This window comes from Streptomyces sp. NPDC049687 (assembly GCF_044465285.1).
GTDB lineage: Bacteria > Actinomycetota > Actinomycetes > Streptomycetales > Streptomycetaceae > Streptomyces.
On the sequence record NZ_JBITLN010000005.1, the window covers coordinates 444,977 to 467,836 of the forward strand.

22 protein-coding genes, 1 pseudogene and 1 riboswitch are annotated in these 22,860 nt (G+C 71.5%); of the genes and pseudogenes, 14 read left to right on the top strand and 9 right to left on the bottom strand.

Annotated elements, in window-relative coordinates; translation table 11 throughout:
• Window positions 1–45 precede the first annotated feature (45 nt).
• From rarD to ACIBVL_RS19125, 3 genes are all read left to right on the top strand, one after another.
• The gene (gene rarD, locus ACIBVL_RS19115) at window positions 46–993 is read left to right on the top strand and encodes an EamA family transporter RarD (RefSeq protein ID WP_399098339.1); all 948 of its coding nucleotides are present in this window, start codon (window positions 46–48) and stop codon (window positions 991–993) included.
• A 127-nt stretch (window positions 994–1,120) separates the two neighbouring features.
• On the top strand, window positions 1,121–1,585 hold the full coding sequence (locus tag ACIBVL_RS19120; RefSeq protein WP_399098340.1) for a VOC family protein: 465 nt from the start codon (window positions 1,121–1,123) through the stop codon (window positions 1,583–1,585).
• Between the two features lie 155 nt (window positions 1,586–1,740).
• A complete protein-coding gene (locus tag ACIBVL_RS19125; protein WP_399098341.1) occupies window positions 1,741–2,697 on the top strand; it encodes a M28 family metallopeptidase in 957 nt (318 codons plus the stop codon).
• A gap of 49 nt (window positions 2,698–2,746) precedes the next feature.
• On the opposite strand, the gene ACIBVL_RS19130 is transcribed toward ACIBVL_RS19125, so the two are convergent.
• On the bottom strand, window positions 2,747–4,042 hold the full coding sequence (locus ACIBVL_RS19130) for a tetratricopeptide repeat protein (RefSeq protein ID WP_399098342.1): 1,296 nt from the start codon (window positions 4,040–4,042) through the stop codon (window positions 2,747–2,749).
• Window positions 4,043–4,247: 205 nt separating this feature from the next.
• On the opposite strand from ACIBVL_RS19130, the gene ACIBVL_RS19135 reads away from it, so the two are divergent.
• From ACIBVL_RS19135 to ACIBVL_RS19145, 3 genes are read left to right on the top strand one after another with little or no spacing between them, the layout of a single operon-like run.
• Complete coding sequence (locus ACIBVL_RS19135) at window positions 4,248–4,760, top strand: DUF6668 family protein (RefSeq protein WP_399098343.1); 513 nt, start codon at window positions 4,248–4,250, stop codon at window positions 4,758–4,760.
• 47 nt (window positions 4,761–4,807) lie between these two features.
• Complete coding sequence (locus ACIBVL_RS19140; protein WP_399098345.1) at window positions 4,808–6,001, top strand: amidase; 1,194 nt, start codon at window positions 4,808–4,810, stop codon at window positions 5,999–6,001.
• Between the two features lie 44 nt (window positions 6,002–6,045).
• Window positions 6,046–6,630: a flavodoxin family protein gene (locus ACIBVL_RS19145; protein WP_399098346.1), complete on the top strand. Its 585-nt coding sequence runs from the start codon at window positions 6,046–6,048 to the stop codon at window positions 6,628–6,630.
• Window positions 6,631–6,688: 58 nt separating this feature from the next.
• Here ACIBVL_RS19145 and ACIBVL_RS19150 read toward each other — a convergent pair whose 3' ends face one another.
• From ACIBVL_RS19150 to ACIBVL_RS19165, 4 genes are all read right to left on the bottom strand, one after another.
• Complete coding sequence (locus ACIBVL_RS19150; protein WP_399098348.1) at window positions 6,689–7,591, bottom strand: ABC transporter permease; 903 nt, start codon at window positions 7,589–7,591, stop codon at window positions 6,689–6,691.
• Entirely contained in the window at window positions 7,578–8,540 is a 963-nt protein-coding gene (locus ACIBVL_RS19155) for an ABC transporter ATP-binding protein (RefSeq protein ID WP_399098349.1), read from the bottom strand. The genes ACIBVL_RS19150 and ACIBVL_RS19155 overlap by 14 nt, the downstream gene beginning before the upstream one ends.
• A gap of 75 nt (window positions 8,541–8,615) precedes the next feature.
• Window positions 8,616–9,881 (bottom strand): outer membrane lipoprotein carrier protein LolA, encoded by a 1,266-nt coding sequence (locus tag ACIBVL_RS19160; RefSeq protein ID WP_399098350.1) that lies wholly within the window; start codon window positions 9,879–9,881, stop codon window positions 8,616–8,618.
• A gap of 241 nt (window positions 9,882–10,122) precedes the next feature.
• Window positions 10,123–11,133 carry a polyprenyl synthetase family protein gene (locus tag ACIBVL_RS19165; protein ID WP_399098351.1) on the bottom strand — a complete coding sequence of 337 codons (1,011 nt, stop codon included), beginning with the start codon at window positions 11,131–11,133 and terminating at the stop codon, window positions 10,123–10,125.
• Window positions 11,134–11,535: 402 nt separating this feature from the next.
• Window positions 11,536–11,762: riboswitch (cyclic di-AMP (ydaO/yuaA leader) on the top strand.
• Between the two features lie 3 nt (window positions 11,763–11,765).
• Here ACIBVL_RS19165 and ACIBVL_RS19170 point away from each other — a divergent pair.
• Complete coding sequence (locus ACIBVL_RS19170) at window positions 11,766–12,248, top strand: transglycosylase SLT domain-containing protein (RefSeq protein WP_399098353.1); 483 nt, start codon at window positions 11,766–11,768, stop codon at window positions 12,246–12,248.
• A gap of 22 nt (window positions 12,249–12,270) precedes the next feature.
• On the opposite strand, the gene ACIBVL_RS19175 is transcribed toward ACIBVL_RS19170, so the two are convergent.
• A complete protein-coding gene (locus ACIBVL_RS19175) occupies window positions 12,271–13,095 on the bottom strand; it encodes an HAD family hydrolase (protein WP_399098354.1) in 825 nt (274 codons plus the stop codon).
• A gap of 286 nt (window positions 13,096–13,381) precedes the next feature.
• Here ACIBVL_RS19175 and ACIBVL_RS19180 point away from each other — a divergent pair, with 286 nt between their 5' ends.
• The 4 genes from ACIBVL_RS19180 to ACIBVL_RS19195 all read left to right on the top strand — a co-directional run bounded on the left by ACIBVL_RS19180 (window position 13,382) and on the right by ACIBVL_RS19195 (window position 17,940).
• The gene (locus tag ACIBVL_RS19180; RefSeq protein ID WP_399098355.1) at window positions 13,382–14,476 is read left to right on the top strand and encodes a calcium-binding protein; all 1,095 of its coding nucleotides are present in this window, start codon (window positions 13,382–13,384) and stop codon (window positions 14,474–14,476) included.
• Window positions 14,477–14,651: 175 nt separating this feature from the next.
• A complete protein-coding gene (locus ACIBVL_RS19185) occupies window positions 14,652–15,737 on the top strand; it encodes a GNAT family N-acetyltransferase (RefSeq protein WP_399098357.1) in 1,086 nt (361 codons plus the stop codon).
• A gap of 32 nt (window positions 15,738–15,769) precedes the next feature.
• Window positions 15,770–17,104 carry a glycosyltransferase gene (locus tag ACIBVL_RS19190; protein ID WP_399098358.1) on the top strand — a complete coding sequence of 445 codons (1,335 nt, stop codon included), beginning with the start codon at window positions 15,770–15,772 and terminating at the stop codon, window positions 17,102–17,104.
• An 80-nt stretch (window positions 17,105–17,184) separates the two neighbouring features.
• Window positions 17,185–17,940: a polysaccharide deacetylase family protein gene (locus tag ACIBVL_RS19195; RefSeq protein WP_399098446.1), complete on the top strand. Its 756-nt coding sequence runs from the start codon at window positions 17,185–17,187 to the stop codon at window positions 17,938–17,940.
• Between the two features lie 431 nt (window positions 17,941–18,371).
• Here the strand turns inward: ACIBVL_RS19195 and ACIBVL_RS19200 are convergent, their stop codons facing one another.
• Window positions 18,372–18,956, bottom strand: coding sequence for an ArsR/SmtB family transcription factor (locus tag ACIBVL_RS19200; RefSeq protein WP_399098359.1), 585 nt, complete (start codon window positions 18,954–18,956; stop codon window positions 18,372–18,374).
• Window positions 18,957–19,013: 57 nt separating this feature from the next.
• On the opposite strand from ACIBVL_RS19200, the gene ACIBVL_RS19205 reads away from it, so the two are divergent.
• Window positions 19,014–19,583 carry a dienelactone hydrolase family protein gene (locus tag ACIBVL_RS19205; RefSeq protein ID WP_399098360.1) on the top strand — a complete coding sequence of 190 codons (570 nt, stop codon included), beginning with the start codon at window positions 19,014–19,016 and terminating at the stop codon, window positions 19,581–19,583.
• Between the two features lie 12 nt (window positions 19,584–19,595).
• Here ACIBVL_RS19205 and ACIBVL_RS19210 read toward each other — a convergent pair.
• Window positions 19,596–19,864 (bottom strand): annotated as a pseudogene (locus ACIBVL_RS19210) (IS5/IS1182 family transposase); the annotation flags it as partial.
• A 296-nt stretch (window positions 19,865–20,160) separates the two neighbouring features.
• On the opposite strand from ACIBVL_RS19210, the gene ACIBVL_RS19215 reads away from it, so the two are divergent.
• A complete protein-coding gene (locus ACIBVL_RS19215; RefSeq protein WP_399098361.1) occupies window positions 20,161–20,631 on the top strand; it encodes a nuclear transport factor 2 family protein in 471 nt (156 codons plus the stop codon).
• A gap of 25 nt (window positions 20,632–20,656) precedes the next feature.
• A complete protein-coding gene (locus ACIBVL_RS19220; RefSeq protein ID WP_399098362.1) occupies window positions 20,657–21,205 on the top strand; it encodes a TetR/AcrR family transcriptional regulator in 549 nt (182 codons plus the stop codon).
• A gap of 443 nt (window positions 21,206–21,648) precedes the next feature.
• Here the strand turns inward: ACIBVL_RS19220 and ACIBVL_RS19225 are convergent, their stop codons facing one another.
• Complete coding sequence (locus ACIBVL_RS19225; RefSeq protein WP_399098363.1) at window positions 21,649–22,854, bottom strand: glycosyl hydrolase; 1,206 nt, start codon at window positions 22,852–22,854, stop codon at window positions 21,649–21,651.
• Window positions 22,855–22,860: the final 6 nt, after the last annotated feature.

The window sequence follows — 22,860 nt, forward strand, 5'->3', positions numbered from 1 at the left end:
GCACGCGTGCGTGAAGGCGCGTGAGGACGCGAGAAGGAGGAGCCCGTGGCCGGGTCGTCGAAGGGTGAGGGCCGGATAGGCCTGCTGAACGGCTTCGCGGCGTACGGGATGTGGGGGCTCGTCCCGCTGTTCTGGCCCCTGCTCAAGCCCGCCGGCTCGGTGGAGATCCTCGCCCACCGCATGGTGTGGTCCCTCGCCTTCGTCGCCGCCGCCCTGGCCGTCGTACGGCGCTGGGCGTGGGCCGGGGAGCTGCTGCGGCAGCCGCGCCGGCTCGGTCTGGTGGTGATCGCCGCGTCCGTCATCACCGTGAACTGGGGCGTCTACATCTGGGCCGTGAACTCCGGGCACGTGGTGGAGGCCTCGCTCGGGTACTTCATCAACCCCCTCGTCACCATCGCGATCGGCGTGCTGATCCTCAAGGAACGGCTGCGGCCCGCGCAGTGGGCGGCGGTCGGTGTCGGGTTCGCGGCGGTGCTCGTGCTGACCATCGGATACGGCCGTCCGCCGTGGATCTCCCTCTGTCTCGCGTTCTCCTTCGCCACCTACGGCCTGGTGAAGAAGAAGGTCAACCTCGGCGGGGTCGAGTCGCTGGCCGCGGAGACCGCCGTTCAGTTCCTGCCCGCGCTGGGCTTTCTGCTCTGGCTGTCGGCGCAGGGCGACTCCACGTTCACCGGCGAGGGCGCCGGCCACTCGGCCCTGCTCGCCTCCACGGGGATCGTGACCGCGCTGCCCCTGGTGTGCTTCGGCGCGGCGGCGATCCGGGTGCCGCTGTCCACGCTGGGGCTGCTGCAGTATCTGGCGCCGGTTTTCCAGTTCCTGCTGGGCGTTCTGTACTTCGGTGAGGAGATGCCGGCCGAACGGTGGGCCGGGTTCGGGCTGGTGTGGCTGGCGCTGGTGCTGCTGACCGCGGACGCGTGGCGCTCCGCGCGGAGGCCGAGGGCGATCGAGGTACCGCGGGTTTCCTCGGCGCCGCCCGCCGCAGTGGACGTGTGACCTGGGGGCTCCGCCCCCCCCCAGACCCCCGTTCGGCCCTCATGGGGCCTCGTCCTCGCCCGCCGGACGGGCTGGTTCCGGTCCGGGCTCGGCCTGAATGTCGGTGGCGGCTGGTTAAGTGGGTCTCATGACCGAGACACCGACCCCCCTTCACTGGAAGCTCGTCATCGACGCCGCCGATCCGCATGCGCAGGCCGACTTCTGGGCCGGTGCGCTGCACTACGCGGTGGAGGACAACAGCGCGCTCATCGAGCAGTTGCTGGCGGCCGGCGCGCTGCCGGGGGCGGCGACCGTGGAGTTCCACGGCCGGCTCGCCTTCCGGGACCTCATCGCCGTACGGCATCCGCAGGACCCGTACGACACCGACAGCGGAACCGGGCGCGGGCGGCGGCTGCTGTTCCAGCGGGTACCGGAGGCGAAGACCGTCAAGAACCGGCTCCATCTGGATCTGCACACCGGGGCGGGGCAGCGGGTCGCGGAGGTCGAGCGGCTGACGGCGCTGGGTGCGAGCGTCCTGCGGGAGGTGAAGGAGCCCTCCGGGGAGTGGGTGGTGATGGCGGACCCCGAAGGGAACGAGTTCTGCGTGCAGTAGGGGGCGCCGAAAGGGATCCCGGTGTCCGGTATGTGAATCCGCTGTCCAGTTATCGCTCTTGACGCGTCGTCAGCGGCGAGTTCACCATCCTGGGACCCCATTCGCTGTGCAATCACTGTGATCCGGTGATTGCCGAGGAATTCGGAGCCCCCCACATGAAGCTCCCCGTTTCACGACGTACGGCGGTCGCCGGCGCCGCCTCGGTTGTCATGCTCCTGACCGGTGGATCGATAGCGGGCGCGGCGCCCGCGCCCGGGTCCGCCGCCCTCGCCGCCGCTCCCGACATCCCGGTGGCCAACGTCAAGGCGCACCTGACCCAGCTGCAGTCCATCGCCACCGCCAACGGCGGCAACCGCGCCCACGGCCGGGCCGGTTACAAGGCCTCGCTGGACTATGTGAAGGCCAAGCTGGACGCCGCCGGTTACACCACCACCGTCCAGCAGTTCACCTCCTCCGGCCGCACCGGCTACAACCTGATCGCCGACCGGCCCGGCGGCGACACCAACCAGGTCCTCATGGCCGGGTCCCACCTCGACAGCGTCACGTCCGGGGCGGGCATCAACGACAACGGCTCCGGTTCGGCGGCCCTCCTGGAGACCGCCCTCGCCGTGGCCCGGTCCGGCTACCAGCCCACCAAGCATCTGCGGTTCGCCTGGTGGGGGGCGGAGGAGCTGGGCCTGGTCGGATCGCGGTACTACGTCAACAACCTCTCCTCGGCGAACCGCTCCCGCATCAGCGGCTACCTCAACTTCGACATGATCGGCTCGCCGAACCCCGGCTACTTCGTCTACGACGACGACCCGACCATCGAGAAGACCTTCAAGGACTACTTCGCCGGGCTCGGTGTCCCGACGGAGATCGAGACCGAGGGCGACGGCCGCTCCGACCACGCGCCCTTCAAGAACGCGGGCGTGCCGGTGGGCGGCCTGTTCAGCGGCGCCGACTACGTCAAGACGGCGGCGCAGGCGGCCAAGTGGGGCGGTACGGCCGGACAGGCCTTCGACCGCTGCTACCACTCCTCCTGCGACACCACCGCCAACATCAACGACACCGCCCTGGACCGCAACGCGGACGCCCTGGCGTACGCGGTGTGGACCTTGTCGACCCCCTGAGCAGGCCCCGCTGAACCGGCTCTTCTGACCGAATTCTTCCCGGCCGGGCCTACCGGCCTGCCTTACGGGCCCGTTCGGCCAGCCGGACCATGCGGGCGCGGGCCGACTCCAGCTGTTCGACGTCGTCGGCGGCCGGTCCGTCCTCCGTGGTCAGCTCCGTCCACAGGCCGAGGAGTTCGGTCCCCAGGTTCAGGCCCTGCAAGGGGTCGCGTACGGCCCGCCAGGCCGCCGCCGCGCTCTGGACGTTGCCGTACGCGGCCTCGCCGTCGCGGGTGCGGCGGCGGATCCGGGCCAGGTCGAGGGAGACATGGAAGGCGTGGAGCGGGTCGCCCGCCAAGTAGGCGATGTAGGCGCTCAGTTCACGGAGCCGGAGCACCTCGGGGTGCTCCGGCCCCAGCGTGCCCGAGGCCTCCAGAACCGTCCGCTCGGCGAGCCCGGCGGCCACGTCTATCCGGCCGGCCCGTACCGCCTCGTTGATCTGCGCCATCGGTTCCCCCAGGAGGGCGGGCGCACCGCCGTCGCCGGGGAGGGTACGGGGGTCGTCCCCGAGGACCGCCTCCGCCACGGCGTCGAACCCTCGGGCGGGGGTGGGCTTGGGGTCGGGATCGGCGTCGACCACCGGTTCGGGTTCGGGGGTGAGGAGCGGCTTGGGCTCCGGCTCGGGGGTCGGCCCGAAGGCCGGGGCGAGGTGCGGGGTGCGGTCCGGGGCGGCGGTCGGCTCGGGTTCCGGGCGTCGGTCCATCGCCGGAGGCGGGCCGAAGACTCCCGTGGGGGCTACGACCGTGCCGGGGGCCGGAGCCGGGGGCGCGGGCGGGACGGCGTCCTGCGGCTCGGGGGTCTGCACCTGTCGTAGGACGTGGGTGGGCTTGTCCCGACGGGGTTCCGCGGCGGCGGCAGCGGCTTCTGGCGCCGAGGCCGTGGGCGTGTGGGGCACGGGTGCCTGGGGCGTGGCCGCTTGGGGCGCGGGTGCCTGGGGCGCGAGTGCCTGGGGCGCGGGTGCCGTTTCCTGGTGTCGCTCGTTCGGAGGAACCGGCGGGAGCGGGGTGCGCAGGGGTTCGGCCGTGAAGTGGCTGGAGCCGTCCGGTTCGACGCGGAGGGGGACGACGTAGCCGATGCGTTCGTCGTGGACGGTGGCGAGGACGGGGTGTCCGGTGGCGAGGGCGATGCGCTGGAGGTGGCTCAGGACGGCGTGCTGGATCTCCTCGCCGTCGGCCGCGGTGACCGGTACGCCGCCTATCGTCGCAGGTCCGCCCGCACGGACATGGACGTCGAGCGGTGCGACCACGGCGGCCGGGTGTCCGGCGCGGTTCTGTTCCCGCTTCTTCTCGCGGCTGAGTCGAGACATCGGTTCCTCACTCGGATGCGTCGTCACGCTCCGGTCGTCCAGGTGCGCGTACGCGTACACGTACTGTTGAGTTTCTCCGCTCGCTCCCGGCCTGCGCGTCACCACGACGTCACAGCCTCGCACCAGGAAGCCACGCCCGGCTGCCGGGGGCGTCCCGGAGGGACTGCCGACATGTCCTGGAGGACCAGGAGGAGGGGTACGGGTCATGCCGACGACGGAGGGGCAGCGGGGACCGGAGATCTGGATCCGCGGGCCGGTTCCCGTACCGGAGCCGGTACCCGTACCGGGAGCGTACGCGACCACCGCCACCCCCCGCCGCTTCTCCTGGCTGGCCACGCACGGCGGCGCCGGGGCCTCCACGCTCGCGGCGGTCTACGGCGGCCACGACTGCGGACGGGACTGGCCCGGCCCCGCCGATCCCCCGTCGGTCCTGCTCGTGGCGCGTACGCACGCGGCGGGGCTGGAGTCCGCCCTTCGGGCCCTGGAGGTCTTCCGGCGCGGGGAGGCACCGCGGGGGCTCGACCTGGACGCGGTGGTGCTGGTCGCGGACGCGCCGGGGCGGCTGCCGCGGCCGCTGGCGCAGCGGATCCGGGTCATCGAGTCGGTCATCGATGTGTACCGCGTCCCGTGGGTGACCGAGTGGCGGCTCGGTGAGCTGGCCGGGGGACCGCCCCGCGAGACGGAGGCGCTGGCCCGGCTCACGGGAGCGCGGCGCTGAGCGGAGCGCGGCGAGGGGCGCCCTCGGCGGTCGGGATCGCCTCTGCCGTGCGGGAGGGGCGGCTGCGGGCCGCGGACGTGGTCGAGGAGACGCTGGAGCGGATCGCGCGGGTCGAGCCCTCCCTGTCCGCCTTCGCCGAGGTCTGGGAGGACGAGGCGGCCGAGCGGGCCCGTGCGGTGGATGTGCGGGTCGGAGCGGGTGAGCGGCTGCCGCTGGCCGGGGTGCCGATCGGGGTCAAGGGGCGGTACGGGCTGCGGGCGGCGGGGCCGTTGCTCGCGGCGGGGTGCGTACCCGTGGGGGCGACGGCGGTGCCCGGGCCCGGTACGCCCTGGCAGACCTGGGGCCTCGGCGCGCACGGCCGCACCGTCAACCCCTGGCGGGCGGACCGCACTCCGGGCGGGTCCTCGGCCGGCTCCGCGGCGGCGGTGGCGGCCGGGCTGGTGCCGCTGGCCACCGGCAGCGACGGCGCGGGCTCGGTGCGGATCCCGGCGGCCTGGTGCGGGGTGACCGGTCTGAAGACCACCAACGGACGGCTGCCGTCGCCGGACCGTACGGGCCTCGCGGCAGCCGGGGTGCTCGTGCGGCACGCGGCGGACGCGGAGGCGTACTGGCGAGTGATGGCCGCGGGGGCGAAGGGGGTGTCCGTCCCGGAGGCGTTCCCTCCGGGTGCGGGTGCCGGTGAGGGTGCGGGTGCGGGTGCGGGAACGGTTCCTCTCCCGGTCGTCGCCGTCTTCTCCCCCGATCTCGGTTTCGCCTCCGGCGACCCCGAGCCTCTGGAGCTCGCCCGGGCCGCCGTGGGGCGCCTCGCCGACGCCGGTGTCGTACGACTGCTGCCGGACGACGGTCCGTTGCGGCTGGAGGATCCCGCACCCGCCTGGCTCGCTCTGCGCGGGCCGGCGCGTGACGACCCCGGTGGGGCCGCGCGGATCAGGGAGGTGAACGGTGTACGGCTGGCCGGTCTGTTCGCCCGGGCCGACCTGCTGCTGACGCCGACCACACCGAACGCGGCACATGGCCACGAAGGCCCCGCTGACCGGTACTCGACGGCGCTGACCTGGGCGTTCAATCTGAGCGGGCATCCGGCGATCAGCCTTCCGGCGGGGATCGGCGCGGACGGTTGCCCGGTGGGGGTGCAGGTCGTCGCGGCGCACGGGCGGGAGGAGTTGCTCCTGGGGGTGGCGCGGGCGGCCGAGAGCGCGCTCGGGAGCGCCCTTTGGCAGAATGCTTGCGTGCGCATATAATGCAGATGCGCTTTATCGTCGCACGCCGATTACCTGGGGGATTCATGGACCGCCGTTTTCTCTTCGTCCTGGGCAGCAGCCGCGCCGACGGCAACACCGAGGCGCTGGCGCGCAGGGCCGCCGAGCAGCTCGGTCCCGATGTCGAGCAGACCTGGATCAGCCTGGCCGAGCATCCGCTGCCCGACTTCGAGGACCTGCGGCACGACAGCGATCACGTCCGGCCCACGGAGGGGAACCCCGCGCTGCTCCTCGACGCGACCCTCTCCGCGACGGACGTCGTCATCGCCTCGCCGCTCTACTGGTACTCGGTCTCCACCCAGGTCAAGCGCTATCTGGACCACTGGTCGGGCTGGCTGCGCACGCCCGGACTCGACTTCAGGGCCGCCATGGCCGGGCGCACGCTCTGGGGCGTGACCGTGCTCGCCGACCCGGAGGCCTCGGTCGCCGAACCGCTGGTCGGCACGCTCAACAACTCGGCCGCCTATCTGGGGATGCGCTTCGGCGGGGTGCTGCTCGGCAACGGCAGCAAGCCCGGTGACGTGCTCGACGACACCGAGGCGCTGGCACGTGCGAAGTCGTTCCTCACCCGGGAGGCGCCGTTCGCCCGCTTCCCTCACCAGGCCGCCTGAGCGTGCTTGCCCACCCGGTTGCCTGAGCTGCTTCCCTACCAGGTCGCCTGGGCGCGGCTCACGCCGTGATGTCCTTCACCGTGAACCGCGCCCAGGCCGCCGAGCCGAACACCGCCACGTACAGGGCCTGGAGGCCGAGGTTCTTCACCAGGTCGTCCCAGTAGACCGGGTCGCGGACCAGGTCGGCGAAGGACAGCCAGTAGTGGGGGAAGAGGTACGGCTGGATCGCGTGGAGCTGGGGGATCTGGTCGACGATCTGGACCGTGATCAGCAGGCCCACGGTGGTGGCCATCGCCGCGATGCCGCTGCTGGTCAGGGTGGAGACGAACAGGCCCAGTGCCGCGACGCCGGTCAGTGACGCGGCGACGACCAGGGCGATCAGCAGGGCCCGGCCCAGGCCGTCGGTGAAGCTGATCGTCGTACCGGAGATGGTGGTGACGTCGCCCAGCGGGAAGAGCAGTACCCCGACCGTCAGCGCCGAGACCGCGACGACGAGGGTGGCCACCAGGCAGAACGCCAGCACGGTCGCGTACTTGGCGAGGAGGAGGCGGGTGCGGCCGGCGGGGGCGACGAGGAGGTAGCGCAGGGTGCCGGCGTTCGCCTCGCCGGCGATCGCGTCCCCCGCGATGACGCCGATCGCCATCGGCAGGAAGAACGGCAGCGTCGCGGCCAGCGCGGTGAAGACCAGGAACAGGCCGTTGTTGCTGACCTGCGCGATGAAGGCCGGGCCACCCTCGCCTCCTCCCCCTCCGGCACCGCCACCGCCACGGCCGACGGTCGAGCCGTCACTCGTCTCGATCTTCACGGCGATGCCGACCAGGATCGGCACCGCCGCGAGGACGGCCAGCAACGCGAGGGTCCGCCAGCGGCGGAAGGTGACGAGGAGTTCGCTGCGCAGGAGACCCAGGGACCACGAAGGCCTGGGCGCCCGCAGCTCTCGTACGGCTTCAGCCCGCGACATCGAACCCCTCCCCGGTGAGGGCCACGAACGCGTCCTCCAGGGAGGCACGTTCGACGGCGAAGCCCCGGACACGGACGCCGGCCGTGACCAGCGCGGCGTTCACCTCGGCGAGATCGCGGTCCGGGGGCTCGGCGGTGACCCGGTCCTCGCCGATGGTCACGTCCGCCGCGCCCTGCTCCTTCAGCACCCGTGCCGCGTCACCGGGGTCGGGCGTGGTCACCACGAGCCGGCCGCGCGCGCCCGCCGCCAGCTCGGCCACCGCGCCCTGCGTGATCAGCCGGCCCTGTGCCATCACGGCGGCGTGGGTGCACACCTGCTCGATCTCGTCGAGGAGGTGGGAGGAGAGGAAGACGGTGGTGCCGTCCGAGGCCAACTCCCGCACGAGGGTGCGGATCTCCCGCATGCCCTGCGGGTCGAGGCCGTTGGTGGGCTCGTCGAGGACGAGGAGACGGCGGGGCTGGAGGAGGGCGGCGGCGAGGCCCAGGCGCTGTTTCATGCCGAGCGAGTACGCCTTCGCCTTCTTGCCGGCCGCGGCCGTCAGCCCGACCCGCTCCAGCGCCGCGGTGACGCGGGTGCGCCGGGTGCGTGGGTCGGCGGTCGGGTCGGCGGCGTCGTAGCGCAGGAGGTTGTCGCGGCCGGAGAGGAAGCCGTACAGGGCCGGCCCCTCGATCAGCGCGCCGACCTGCGGAAGCACGCTGCGCGCGGCCCGGGGCATGGGCTGCCCCAGGACGCGCGCCCCACCGGACGTGGGCTCGATGAGCCCCATCAGCATGCGGATCGTGGTGGTCTTGCCGGAGCCGTTCGGACCGAGAAAGCCGAAGACGCTGCCCTCCGGGACGGTGAGGTCGAGGCGGTCCACCGCGAGCTGGCCGCCGCGGTAGCGCTTGGTGAGGGCGTGGGTGTGGATGACGGGTTCGCCGGCCACGGGGCCCTCCTTCGCCTGCCCCATCCGTCCCCCGATCTCCGGCAACCTGCACCGGTACTCGCCACCCGGTACCCGTACGACTTCCAGCGTACGGGGGGCTCACTTCGCCGAGTCGGCCGCCTTCACCAGGGCGTCCTTGGTGACCGCCCCGACGTAGACCTTGCCGTCGTCCGTGACCAGCGCGTTGACCAGGCGGGTGGAGAAGACGGTGCCGGAGCCGAACTTGCCGCTCACCTTGTCGCCGAAGGAGCCGAGGAAGCCGCTGAGGGCGCCGCCGGCGTCCGAGCCGAGTTCGGAGTTGAGCTCCGAGTCCGAGGGGACGCCCTCACCGCCCGTCTCGAGGACGGCGACGGAGGTCCAGCCCTTGCCGAGGACGTCGAAGCCCTCCGATCCGTCGGAGCCGGTGATCCCGTGGAGACCGCCAAGGCCTTCGAGGTCCTTGGGGAGGTCCTCGCCGGACGTGCCGGAGTGCTCCGGTGCCGCCTCGGTGTCGTCCCCCTCGGTGACCTTCGCGCCCTTGGGCGGGGTGAAGTCGAAGGTGGAGGCGGCGGGCTTGGCGAAGGTGACCTCGGTGAAGCCCGCGTCCACCACGGCGGCACCGCCGCTCGCCGGGGCCAGGGTGAACTTCAGCGGCATCCCGGTCTTCGCGTCCACGGCCACGCTGATCGCGCCGACCGTGGAACCCGACTGCCTGGGCTTGATCAGCAGCTTGTAGGCGTCGCGGCCCGCGACGTGCACGGTGCCGTCGACGGTGACGGAGGTGGTGTCGTCGACCGCCTTGAGGGCGTCCTCGGTGAGGTCCTTGGGCGTGGCGGGCACGGGGGTCTCCGCGCCCTCCTTCGCGCCCTCCCCGGCGGTGGAGTGGTAGACCTCGTTGGCGGAGCTGTCGTAGCCCCAGACGTCCTTGCCGTTGTGGATGACGCTGTACTCGGCGGCGTTCTCCAGCAGCGAGAGCTTCTGCCGGTCGGGGCCGTCGGCGGCGACGCGCAGGGTGTGGGTGCCGGAGGCGAGTTCGGTGAGCCGCGCGGACGGGTCGGCGGACGATCCGTCGTCGCCGGTGGCGCCGGAGAGCAGCCCGCTCGTCAGCCCGCCCAGGTCGGGCAGGCCGAGGTCGGTGCTGATCTTCACGGTGCCGGACAGCTGCTGCACGTCCGAAGCGGCGATCTTGTCGAGGAGCTGTGGTGCGGTGATCTTCGGCAGGTCGGGGTCGCCCGCGTCGGCGAGCGCCGGGACCAGGCCTATCGTCGCCGCGGCGACTCCGATCACGGTGACCGGGACGACGTACCGCACGGCCTTGCGCCGCCCGACGCGCAGGTCGTCCGTCTCCCCGGCGCTCAGGCTGTCGTCGGATGCGTTCGGTGCCATGTGTGCCTTACCTCCGTCGTCGGCGGCGGCTGGTCAGCTCGCGTTGAACGTCCCCACCCGGTGCCGCCATTCTCACCCGAATCGGTGAGGAGTGGTGTTTTCCGTGGTTCCCATCTGACCAAATGACACACGACGAAGCGTCACCCCACGGACTCAACTCCGCGTACGCCTGCGGTATGACATGGAGTTCCGACAGCCCCCTGCGACCCGTAGGGGTAGCCCAGGGTCCGTCCCCCCGGGCTCAGCCGGCGCGGTGGACCACCGCGTCGCAGAGCCCCATCAGCGCGGCCTTCGCGTCGCACTCCGCGAGGGGCGCCAGCGCGGCCCGCGCCTCCTCGGCGTAGCGGACGGTGTCCCGGCGGGCCTGTTCCAGCGCCGGGTGGGTGCGCAGCGCGGCCACCGCTTCGGCGAGCCTCGCGTCGTCGCTGAGGTCGGAGTCGAGAAGCTCGCACAGGGCGACGTCCTCGGGCAGCGACTGCTGGGCCGCGCGCTCCCGCAGCCGCAGCACCGGCAGGGTGGGGACGCCCTCGCGCAGGTCCGTGCCGGGCGTCTTGCCCGACTCGTGGGAGTCGGAGGCGATGTCGAGGACGTCGTCGGCCAGCTGGAAGGCGACGCCCAGCCGCTCCCCGTACTGGGTCAGCACGTCCACCACCGTCTCGTCGGCGCCCGACATCATCGCGCCGAAGCGGCACGACACCGCCACCAGGGAGCCGGTCTTGCCGCCGAGGACGTCGAGGTAGTGCTCGACCGGGTCGCGGCCGTCGACCGGGCCCGCCGTCTCCAGGATCTGACCGGTGACCAGCCGCTCGAACGCCTCCGCCTGCACCCGCACCGCCTCCGGGCCGAGGTCGGCCAGGATGTGCGAGGCGCGCGCGAAGAGGAAGTCGCCGGTGAGGACGGCGAGCGAGTTTCCCCAGCGGGCGTTCGCGCTGGGCACCCCGCGCCGCACGGCCGCCTCGTCCATCACGTCGTCGTGGTACAGGGTCGCCAGATGGGTGAGCTCCACCACGACGGCCGACGGGACGACCCCGGGCGCGTACGGGTCACCGAACCGCGCCGCGAGCATCACCAGCAGCGGGCGGAACCGCTTCCCGCCGGCCCGCAGCAGGTGCTGGGCCGCCTCGGTGATGAACGGCACCTCACTCTTGGTGGCCTCGAGCAAGCCTTCCTCGACAGCCGCCAATCCGGCCTGGACATCGGCTTCCAGAGCCTGGTCCCGCACGCTCAGCCCGAACGGCTCGACGACGGTCACGAGGTGTCTCCTGTCTGCTGGTGTCTACTGCCGACTACGCGGTTTGTCGATAGGTCTCTGCGCTCACTCAAGTCAGCGTATCCGGTCATGTTTCGATCACCGCCAGCCCCCACGGTTACAGCCGGGCCTGTAACCGGGTGCCTTCTCACTGACACCCCCTTAATAACCCGTTGAGGTTATTGCCCGATTAGCACCTCTTGTGAATGCCGGTGAATTGGCTCACTCCCCCGAAAGGCGGGTTCCCCTTCACCGCGCTCCGATTCCTCGCGCCATGCAAGCGAGTTGAGGCTTTGCAACAACAAAGGATCAAGCGCCTCATAGGCCATAGATCAAGGTCAATAGGGCTTAACCGTGCATCCGCCACTTGTTCCGGACATGTGCTCTCGCATACGTTCCCGGCCTGTCGGGCGGACGCCGAATCCTGCCACCGCCCGCACACCCACCGAGAACACCACGGCAGGAGCGGGGGAACCAGGTAAGTCGCCGCACCGGACGACCCTGGACATGTTTCTGGACATGCCCAGGACATACCGGGACGGCTCGGGGTGAAGTCGCGTCCAGGAGGGCGCGGCCGGGCAGCTCCCGCCCGAACCCGACAGCTCACCTCGCAGGCGACGGAGAGGAACTTCGCCATGCCTGCTGCCGCTCAGCCCCGCCGCACCCACCGTGCCCGCCTTGCCCGCAAGCTCGCCGTCGCCGCCACCGGCGTCACCGTGCTCGCCCTCCCGCTCATCGGGGCGACCACCGCCTCCGCCGCGACCCCGGCCGTCGCCACCGCCACCAGCCTCGGCTACGCCAACAACCTCGACGGCTGGATCCGGGCGTCCCTCCAGGTCATGGCGCAGCACGGGATCCCGGGCACCTACAACGGCATCTACCGCAACGTCATCAGGGAGTCCTCGGGCAACCCGGCCGCGATCAACCTCTGGGACTCCAACGCGGCCGCCGGCACCCCGTCCAAGGGCCTGCTGCAGATCATCGACCCGACCTTCAACGCGTACCACGTGTCCGGCACGTCGTGGGACCCGTTCGACCCGGTCGCGAACCTCACCGCCTCCTGCAACTACGCGGCCGCCCGGTACGGCTCGATCGACAACGTGTTCGGCGCGTACTGATCCCCGTCCCCTGCCGGGGTTGTCACGGATAGAGACGTTCGAGGACGATGGCCACGCCGTCGTCCTCGTTCGACGTCGTCACCTCGTCGGCCACCGCCTTGAGCTCCGGATGGGCGTTGGCCATCGCGACCCCGCGGGCGGCCCAGTCGAACATGGGGATGTCGTTGGGCATGTCCCCGAAGGCGAGGGTGTCCTCGGGCCTGAGGCCCAGATGCTCGGCGGCCAGCGCCAGCCCCGTCGCCTTGGTGATCCCGCACGGCTGGAGCTCCACCGTGCCCGGCCCCGACATGGTGACCGTGGCGAGCGAACCGACCACCGCTCGGGCCGTCACCGCCAACTCGTCGTCCGACAGGGTGGGATGGCGCAGCAGCACCTTGCTGATCGGCTCGCACCACAGGTCGTCGCGCCGCTCCACGCGCAGGGCCGGCAGGGTGGGGTGCGGCATGCGGTAGCCCGGCTCGATGAGCGTCAGCCCGTCGACGCCGTCCTGGTCGACGGCCGCGTAGACCAGGCCGACCTCGGCCTCGATCTTCTCGAGAGCGGTCTCCGCGAGTTCCCGGTCCAGGGTGACCGACCACAGCAGACGGTCCGCGCCGACGTCGTACAACTGCGCGCCCTGCCCGCACACCGCGAGCCCCCTGCTGTGCAGGCGGTCGAGCAAGGGGCGTACGCGGGGCGCCGGCCGGCCCGTCACGACCAGGTGGCGTGCGCCGGCGGCCGCCACCCGCGCGAGCGCGTCGAGCGACCGGTCGGAGAACGTGTCGTCGCCGCGCAGCAGCGTTCCGTCCAGGTCGGTGGCGATGAGGGAGTACGCGGTGCGCTCGGCATATGCGGTGGGTGCGGCCATGATCAGAGAATACGGATCCCGCACCCGCCGGACTCGACGCGCACCGGACCAGGTCGGAGTCCGGTCCTCTTGTGTCAACTCCCCTTCCTTTGTTGACCGATAGCGGGAGTTATCGCGGGAGTTCCCAGGGGTCGAAGCGGTCGGCCACCGCGTCCCGGAGCACGCCCCGGCATCCTCTGAGACAGGGCGGCCACCGAAAGGATGAAAATCCTTTCGTCATGCCGGCTCGGGGGTCGGCCCTGGAAGGGATAACGCGTCACCCCACGACGCCGCCCTTGGAGCAGCCATGCCGGAGAATCGTCACAGAACCCGCCTGACTGCTCTGACCTGCGGTATCACCGTTCTCGGGGCGAGCGTCCTGACCGGGACGGGGACGTCGCGGGCCGTCGCGCAGGCGCCGACCTGTTTCGGGCGGCCGGCGACGACCACGGGCACCACCGGGACGCCCGGCCCTGACGTGATCATCGGCACCCCGGGCGCAGACGTCCTCGACGGCCTCGGCGGCAACGACCTGATCTGCGGTCTCGGCGGGGACGACCGTCTCGTCGGCGGTCCGGGCAACGACTCCCTCGACGGCGGCGACGGCGACGACGCCCTGGACGGCGACACCTACCGCACGACCGGGCCCGCCCTCGGTCTCACCGGCGAGGACCGGCTGTTCGGCGGCGCCGGGAGCGACAGCCTGGTCGGCGACAACCACGCGCAGCAGGGCACCGCCACCGGCGCCTCGGCCGACTTCCTCTCCGGCGGCCCCGACGACGACACCCTGATCGGTGACGGCAGGGGCGACATCGCCTCCGGCGGCGCGAACGACCTGCTCCAGGGCGACGACGGCGACGACGGCCTCATCGGGGACTCCGTGGGCTTCTACGACGTCTCGGGGGCCGGCGACGACATCCTCCTGGAGGGTCCCGGGCCCTTCGGCGACGCGACCGGCGACAGCATCTCGATCCTGGGCGACGCGAGCGGCGCCGGCGGCGACGACGTCCTGGACCTCGGCGCGGACGGCGGCACGATCGCGACCGGCGACCACTCCGCCGCCTGGGGCACCGCCACCGGCTCCGGCGACGACCGGATCACCGGGGGCGAGTCGGGCGAGTTCCTCCTGGTCGGCGACAGCTCCCTGGGCGACTCCACCGGGGCGACCGCCGGACGTGACGTCATCCAGGGGCGCGGCGGCGACGACCAGCTGTTCGGCGACAACGTCGACCAGAACGGCCAGAGCGTCCCCGGCGCCGGCGGCTCCGACTCCCTCCACGCGGGCGCCGGTGACGACGTCCTCCGGGGCGGACCCGCCCCCGACTTCCTCAACGGCAGCAGCGGCACGGACGACTGCGACGGTGAGGCGGGGTTCGACATCGAGATCGCCTGCGAGATCTGAACCGCCGACGACTGAGCGATCCGACCGGCGAAACGGCTTTCTCCCGCATCGCCGGGTTAAGACCGGTTAAAGGCCTCTGCACCGATTGGCAACAACATGCTCCGCTACCTACCGCACGCCCGGTCTGGGGCGGTACCGTCCCTGTGTCCAGGGGGGACTTGATCGGGGGGTCAGGTTGAGCAGTGGGCGTATCCGTGTGCTGAGGCCGGAGGATCTCGGCGAGGGGGAACGGGAGCGGTGGCGCGCGCTGCGTGCCGCGTCGACCGCGCCGCGCAACCCGTTCATGGAACCGGAGTTCACCGACGCCGTGGGCCGCGTACGGTCGCGCGCACGGGTTGCGGTGGTGTACCAGGGGCGCGAGCCGGTCGGCTTCCTGCCCCATGAGCGTGGGCCGCTCGGCCAGGGCCAGGCCCTCGCGTACGGCGTCTCGGACGCGCAGGGTGCCGTACTGGCCCCGGGCCTCGGACTGAACGCCGAGGAACTGATGCGGGCCGCTTCCCTGTCCAGCTTCGCCTTCGACAACCTGGAGGCGGAACAGGGGCTGTTCGTGCGGCACGCTGCGGCGGAGTACACCGCCTACGTCATCGACGTGGAGAAGGGCTACGAGACGTACGAGTCCGTCCTGCGCGCCCAGTCGCCGAAGTTCCTGAAGACGACCCTGGCCAAGGAGCGCAGGCTCGGCCGCCAGGTCGGCGAGCTGCGGTTCGTCTTCGACGAACGCGACCCGGCCGCGCTGCGCACGCTCATGGCGTGGAAGTCGGCGCAGTACCGCAGGACCGGCCGCCGGGACCGGTTCGCCCAGGACTGGATCACCCGGCTCGTGCACACGCTCCGCGAGACGCGCGCGCCGGAGTGCTCCGGCACGCTGTCCGTCCTCTACGCCGGCGACAAGCCGATCGCCGCGCACTTCGGGCTGCGGTCGGCGACCGTCCTGGCGTGCTGGTTCCCGTCGTACGACACCGAGCTCTCGAAGTACTCGCCGGGCCTGGTGCTGCATCTGCGGATGGCCGAGGCGGCCGCCGCCGAGGGGATCGGCCTGCTCGACCTGGGGCGGGGCGCGGCCGAGTACAAGGACTCGCTGAAGACCGGGGAGATCCCCGTGTACGAGGGAGCGTGGACGCGTCCGGGGGTGGGCGCCGCGCTCTACTGGCTCAGCCGTGAGCCGTCCCGCCGGGCGCACCACTTCGTGCGCAGCCGGCCGAGGCTCGCGGCGCTGGCCGCACGGACCTTGAAGGGCGCGGGCCGGCTGCGCGGTGCCTGACGGCGTCGACGGTCATGACACGAGGGGGGTTCATGTCGCGCACGACACGTGCACAGCGGGAGATCCAGGAGTTCCTCGCCATCAGACCCGTCCAGGTCGCCGAGCTGGAGCTGGCGGGCAGCGGTGGTCCGAAGCCCGGCCCGGGCAGCCCGCCCATCACGTACGGCGAGGTGTTCGTGCTGGTGAAGAGGGGTGGGCGGCCGGTGGGGACACTTCTCGGGCAGGTACCCGAGGGCGCCGATCCGAGAGCGGTCCTCACGGACCTGGCGGTACGCACGGCCGGTGAACCGCCCCCGGCCCCGACCGTCCCGTCCGTGGTGCCGGCCACCGTCGTCATCGCCACCCGAGAACGCTCCGAACAGCTCGCCCACGCCCTCGACTCGCTGCTCGCCCAGGACCACCCCGACTTCGAGATCCTCGTCGTCGACAACGCGCCCGTGACGGACGCCACCCGTGACCTGGTGATGCGCAAGTACGCCGAGCGCGTGCGGTACGTGACCGAGCCGGTGCCCGGTCTCGCCGTCGCCCACAACAGGGGCATCGAGGCCGCGCACGGCGAGGTGATCGCCTTCACCGACGACGACGTCGTGGCCGACCCGCGCTGGCTCACCGAGCTCACCGCGCCCTTCGCCGCCGACCCGCGCCTCGGCTGCGCCACCGGCCTGATCCTGCCGGCCCGGCTGCGCACCCCGGCCCAGGTCCTCCTGGAGAGCCACGGCGGCTTCGCGAAGGGCTTCGCCCCGCGTACCTACGATCCCGCCGACCCGCCAGCCGACGAGCCGCTGTTCCCGTTCACCGCGGGCCGCTTCGGCTCCGGCGCCAACATGGCCTTCCGCACGGACGTCCTGCGCGCGGTCGGCGGCTTCGACCCGGCGACCGGAGCGGGCACCCTCGCGCGGGGCGGCGACGACCTCTACGGGTTCGTCCGCGTCCTCGCCGAGGGCCACCGACTGCACTACACGCCGTACGCCCTCGTCTGGCACCACCACCGGGAGACCTGGCGCGACCTGGAGACCCAGGCGTACGGCTACGGCGCCGGCCTCACCGCCTACCTCACCGCGATCCTCGTCAACCGCCCCGGCCTGCTCCCGTCATTCCTGGCCCGGCTGCCCCGAGGGCTGGCCTACGCGCGGACACTGACGGCCAGCCGGGAGGCGGGAGGCGCGGCCGCGGGCGGGTCGGGGAGCGAATCCCGGGGCGCTTCGGAGCGTGCGGCCGGGGATGCGGCGGGCAGTGCGCCCGGCCGGCACGACGACCGTACGCATGCCTGGCCCGGCCGGCTCTCCCGGCTCCAGCGGCGCGGCATGCTGTACGGGCCGGTGGGCTATCTGCGGGCCCGGCGCGCGCTGCGGGGGGCGGCGCGATGACGGCGTCCGCGGACAGCGGCCGCGGGGACGGCGGTGTGAGCGGTGTCAGCGGTATTCCGGTGTTCCTGTACCACGCCGTGATGGAGGACCCGCCGGACTGGATCGCCGAGTTCACCGTCAGCCCGAAGCAGTTCGGCGAGCACCTGGACGCGGTCGTCGACAGCGGACGGACGCCCGTCACCATCAGCGCGCTCGCCGACCACCTCGCGGGGCGGGCGCCGCTGCCGCCCCGGCCGGTGCTGCTCACCTTCGACGACGGGTTCGCCGACCTGCCCGGCCCGACCGCCGAGGCGCTGGCCGGGCGCGGGCTGCCCGCCACCGCCTACCTCACCACCGGCGCCCTCACGGCGGGCGGGCGCAGTCTGCTGCCGCCCGCGCCGATGATGGCGCTGGAGCAGGCGGCGCGGCTGGAGCAGTACGGCATGGAGGTCGGCAGCCACACCGTCACCCACGCCCAGTTGGACACCCTCGCCCCGCGAGCACTCGCGCACGAACTGCGGTCCTCCCGCTCGGTGCTGGAGGACGCCCTCGGCCGTCCTGTCCGCCATCTCGCCTACCCGCACGGCTACAACAGCGGCCGGGTGCGGCGGATGGCGGCCGCCGCCGGCTACGAGACGGCCACCGCCGTGCGGCACGCGCTCAGTTCGGACCGCGACGAGCACTACCGCATCGCCCGGCTGATCGTGCGCCGCGGCCACACCGTCGGCGATGTCGAGGACTGGCTGGCGGGGCGCGGGGCGCGGATCGCGCCGTACCGCGACAGCGCGAGAACCGTGGGGTGGCGCTGGTACCGCCGGGCCCGCGCGATGGTGCGCGGGCCGGTGTTCGCGGGCTGAGCCTTCGGGCGTCGGCTCCGGGCCCTGGACCAGCGGCCGTTGAGGCTTCCTCCGCAACGGCCGCTCCCCTACGGCCACTCCAGCGGCCGCTTCTCCTCGGGCTGCTCCATTGAATCGTGTGCATCGTGAAGTTGCTGGTCACGGGCCTGTGTGACCAAGCTCGCCGACCCCGGCCGGCTGCACAAACGCCCCGACGGGAAGTTCACCGCACGCTCGATTGCGCGTTTTCCTGGCTCGACTGGTACAACTACCACCGACCCCACACCGGAATCAGCGGCAACACCCCAGTCGGCCGCGTCACCACCCTGTCCGGACAGCACATCTAGGGCCTGTCCGACAGGTCAGGTGACTCGGTGGCTTGCTGCCTGAGATGGGGCCAGGGCGGTGAAGGTTCGGGTTCTGCAGGCCGTGGCCGTGGTCGACACGACAGGTCAGTCCGCCGCAGACTCAGCCTCTGGCAGCGCCGGATAGTCGGTCGGGTAGAGCCCGGCTGCGAAGCCGTACACCACATCGCCTCCGCGCGGCAGTTGCGCGTAGTCGTTGGCGAGTTCCAGGACCCGTGCCCAGAACTCGCGGGCCTGCTCCTGCGGGATCCGCACATGCCGCACGATCGAGGACAGTTGATCTGCCTGGTGTGCCGGGGCCGACTCTGCTGCGGCCGTGACGAGATTATTGGTGCAGTACGGGGTGGCGCCGCCCCCGTCGGCCGGGCTGACGGTGCCGACGCGAAAGATGCGGGCGGTGCGGCCGTAGAAACGTTCCTCGATGGCCCGCACCCGGCGGGTCCGCACGACCTTCAGCAACTGGGCGTCGACCAGGACGCTCACATGATGCGCGACCGTGCTCTTCGGGCGGTCGAGGGCGGTGGCCAGTTCGCTCACCGTTGCGGCGCGTTCGAGGAGCAGTTCAAGGATGGCATCGCGCAGAGGGCTGGCCAGCGCACGGAGCTGGGCCGGGGCTGTCACATCTGTGACATCGGCGAGGTCGTAGTCGGGGAGGCGAGCATTGTTCGACACCCCTCGATTATTCTAAAGTTCCGGATCATTCGCTACTCGCAAGCAAGGGGTTCGGGCATGACAGAGGTCGTACTGTTCCATCACGCGCAGGGGCTGACCCCCGGAGTCGCCGCTTTCGCCGACGAACTCCGCGCCGTCGGCCACACCGTCCACACGCCCGATCTCTTCGAGGGGCGTACCTTCGGCTCCCTTGAGGAGGGTTCGGGCTACGTCGAACAGATCGGCTTCCGTGAGATCACCGAGCGTGGCGTCCGCGCGGCCGAGCACCTGCCACAGGACGTCGTTTACGTCGGCTTCTCGCTCGGTGTGCTGCCTGCCCAGAAGCTGGCTCAGACACGGGCGGGCGCGCGGGGCACGCTCCTGTTCCACGCCTGCATCCCCGTGTCGGAGTTCGGCGCGGCTTGGCCTGATGGTGTGCCGGTGCAGGTGCATGCGAAGGAAGCCGACCCGTTCTTCGCCGAGGACATCGATGCTGCTCGCGCGCTCGTCTCCGACTCCGCTGACGCGGAGATGTTTCTGTATCCCGGAGACCAGCACCTGTTCGCGGACCATTCGCTGCCGTCCTACGACCCGGACGCCGCCAAGCTGCTGACCCAGCGGACGATCGAGTTCCTCGGCTCGCGCTAGGTTGTCGGCGGATCATGCGCATAGCCAGAGCCGCAGGGCTGCGACGACCACGGTGCCGTGAAAGACGTACGCCCTCTTGTCGAAACGCGTGGCCACTGCCCGGCTCGCCCTCAACCGGTTGATCAGCCGCTCGGCTTCGTTTCTGCGGACATAGCGTGCCGCATCGAAGCCGGCGGGCCTGCCGCCGCCGCTGCCACGGCGTAGGCGGGGGCCCGCTGGTCACGGCGCTCGGGGATGGTGTGCTTGATCCGCCGACGCCGCAGGTATCGGCGGTTGCGACGCCGCTGACACGAGGACACAAGCTGTCCAACAAGGCCCTTGCCGTGGCATGAGCGCCGGGCGACCGCTCTGGTGGGGGCTCTGCCCGTCCTGACGAACCGCGAAGTCTCCCGCTGACCGACGATCTTCGCCGAAGCGTGACGGGCGCCGATGGCACCGGGCCGCCGCCCGCCACAGAGGAGGCGTTTCCTCAATGCCATCCCTACGGACCGGGATCCCCGGCGTCACCTCCGCTCGACTGCCCGCGACGGCTGCCGCCGTGGTAAGTTATAGGTCGACCACTAACGTAGGAGTGAAAATGGCAGTCACGGAAGACGACGCCGCCCGCCGGGCCACCGCCCAGCACGCCGTGGCCGAGCACCTGCGCCTCACCGCCGCAGGACGCACCGACGAATGGGTGAAGCTGTTCGCGCCGGACGCGGTGCTCGAGTTCCCGTACGCGCCTGCCGGCGTGCCCCAGCGGGTGACGGGGCGAGACGCACTGCGCGCGCACATGAGCAACTTTCCCGAGACCTTCGACGTGGAGTTCGTCGACCTGGTGTTCCACGACACGGTCGATCCGAGTCTGGTGATCGCCGAATTCCGCTCGAAGGGCACGGCGCTGCCGACCGGCAAGCCGTACGAGCAGACGTGCATCTCCGTCGTGCGGACCGACGACGGGCTCATCACCCACTACCTGGACTACTGGAACCCGCTGGTGGCGATCGAGGCGCTCACACCCCACGAGGTGCCGTCCGACCCTGACCTCAGCGTGACCTTTGGACGCTGAGGGGAGAGCTGTTTAACTGATCGCCATGCCTGCCGCCGGTACCAGCACGAAGAGCGACGAACGCCGTCGGGCCATCATGGCCGCCGCGGTCGACTGCTTCGCGCAAAAGGGTTTCTACGGTACGACGACGCACGAGATCGCAGCCTGGGTCGGCATCTCCCAGCCGTACCTTTATCGCCTGTATCCGAACAAGGAAGCGCTGTTCTCGGCGGCGGTCGACCACGTGTCCGTCGTCATGACCGACACGCTGGTCGCGCACTCGCCGACGTCGGGCGGGGCCGGGCCGGAGCCCGAGGCGGCGCTGGATGCGGCGCGCGGCGCCTACGCCGCGCTCATCGCGGACCGCAACATCCTGCGTTTCCTCATGCACGCGAACTGTGCCGCGGGCGAGCCGCAAATAGCAGACGCCGTGCGCCGGTGCTACGCCAAGCAGGTCGACACCGTGCGGCAACTGCTGGGCGACGACGACGCCGTGCGGCGCTGGTTCGGCGCCGGAATGCTCGACAACGTGGTCACCGTGCTGGGTCTGGCCGACATCGACGAGCCGTGGGCGCACGTCCTCACCGCTCGATGACCCGACACCGGCAGTTCGGCGACGAGGGCCCCGAGTCTTCCTCGTAGGCCAGCCCGGCCGGTGGGACTCGGCTTCTTCGCCCAGCCGCGGGAAGGCATCTTCCCGGTCAGCCTCCTCCCCGGCGGGCGTCCGGTCGACGGCCGCGGCGGCCTCCGCCGCGGCCCGGTCCTGCTCGGCCAGCCGGTTCACTCCGGCAAGCCGTGATCCGCTCCAGCTCCCGCATCCCCACACCCCTCCCACGCTCTCCCGGCGTACCGGCCCGGCCACGGATCGAAGAGCGGCACAGCGGTGGGCGCGGGCAGAACCCGAAGACGGCCCCGAACGACACGTCAGACGATCTGCCAACGGACACCCGCCGACACGGGAGTAGCTCTCCCGACCCTCACACCAGACCCGTGACCGGCAACTTCACGACACACCACTCATTGGCCGCTCTCCTCTGGCTACTCCAACGGCTGGTTGAGGTAGGGGTCGGAGACCGCCTTGCGCAGGCTGTCCCAGGCCTCGTCGTTCGCCACCGCGAGATCGCAGTGCGGGCCGGGGTCACGGTAGTTCCACTGAAGCGCGGCCTTGACCCCCGCCAGTCCCTTCAGCACCGACGGCACCTGCGCGTACCACTCGGCCTGCCGGTCCGGCCGCGAGGGGTCGTCGGCGGTGCCGAACTCGGAGAGCATCAGCGGTTTGCCGGCGGAGATGTTCCTGCGTATCCAGTCGTGGGTGGCCCGCTGGGTCTGGGCGAAGGACAGCCAGTCCGTCTTGTGGCACCGGTAGTAGTTGTACTGGTTGTAGGCGACCCAGTCGACGTAGTCGTCGCCCGGGTACATCCGCTTGATCAGGTCGGCGTGCGCCAGATAACCAGTGGTGATCCAGGTCCACACCACATCGGTGACACCCAGCTCGCGGAACCGGTCGTGAATGTGCCGGTACGCCCTGACGTAGTCCTCCGGGGTGCCGCTGGCCGGCGTACGGGTGTCCATCTCCAGGTCGAAGGAGAGGAAGATCTTCTTCCCGTACGCCTTCACGCGCCGGGCCTGCACATCGATGACGGACGCGTCCAGTTCGCCGTCGGCTATCTGCTTCCAGGTGGGCTGCTGTGCCTCGGTTCCGCCCCACCACTTGCTCTCCCAGGACAGCAGCAGCAGATGGTCGTCGGCGGCGACCCGTTTCTCCTCGTCGGTGAGCAACTGCCCTTCCAGCCGGGCCCCCTTGACCTGGGACATGTCGTGGTACGTGTACACGATGTCGAGTTTGCGGCCCACCTTCTGCTCGTAGTCGAGGACCTTCTGCGCCAGGTTGCCCTTGCTGTGCGGCACGAACGCGCCGAACCAGGCCCCGCAGGGCGGTTCCAGCAGCGCCGTCGGGGCGCACTCGCCGCCCATCGAGGAGGGCCGCGACCCGATGGGCCCGGGCCCGGACCCGCCGGGGTCCTCGTCTCGGACGAGGAGGACGGCGGTCAGGACGGCGCACAGCGCCGTGGCGACCGTCAACAGCAGCCGGTGGGGCAGCCGGAATCGGCGGGGCGAGTGCGGGCTGCCGGTGGCACGGAGATGCCGTGGGGCGTAGGGGCGGCGCGTCAGGTGGGGGCGGCCCGGGCGGCGGTGGTCGTTGGGCCGGCCGGCTTCGTCGTGTCGGTGGGTTTTCCTGCGCAAGGGGTG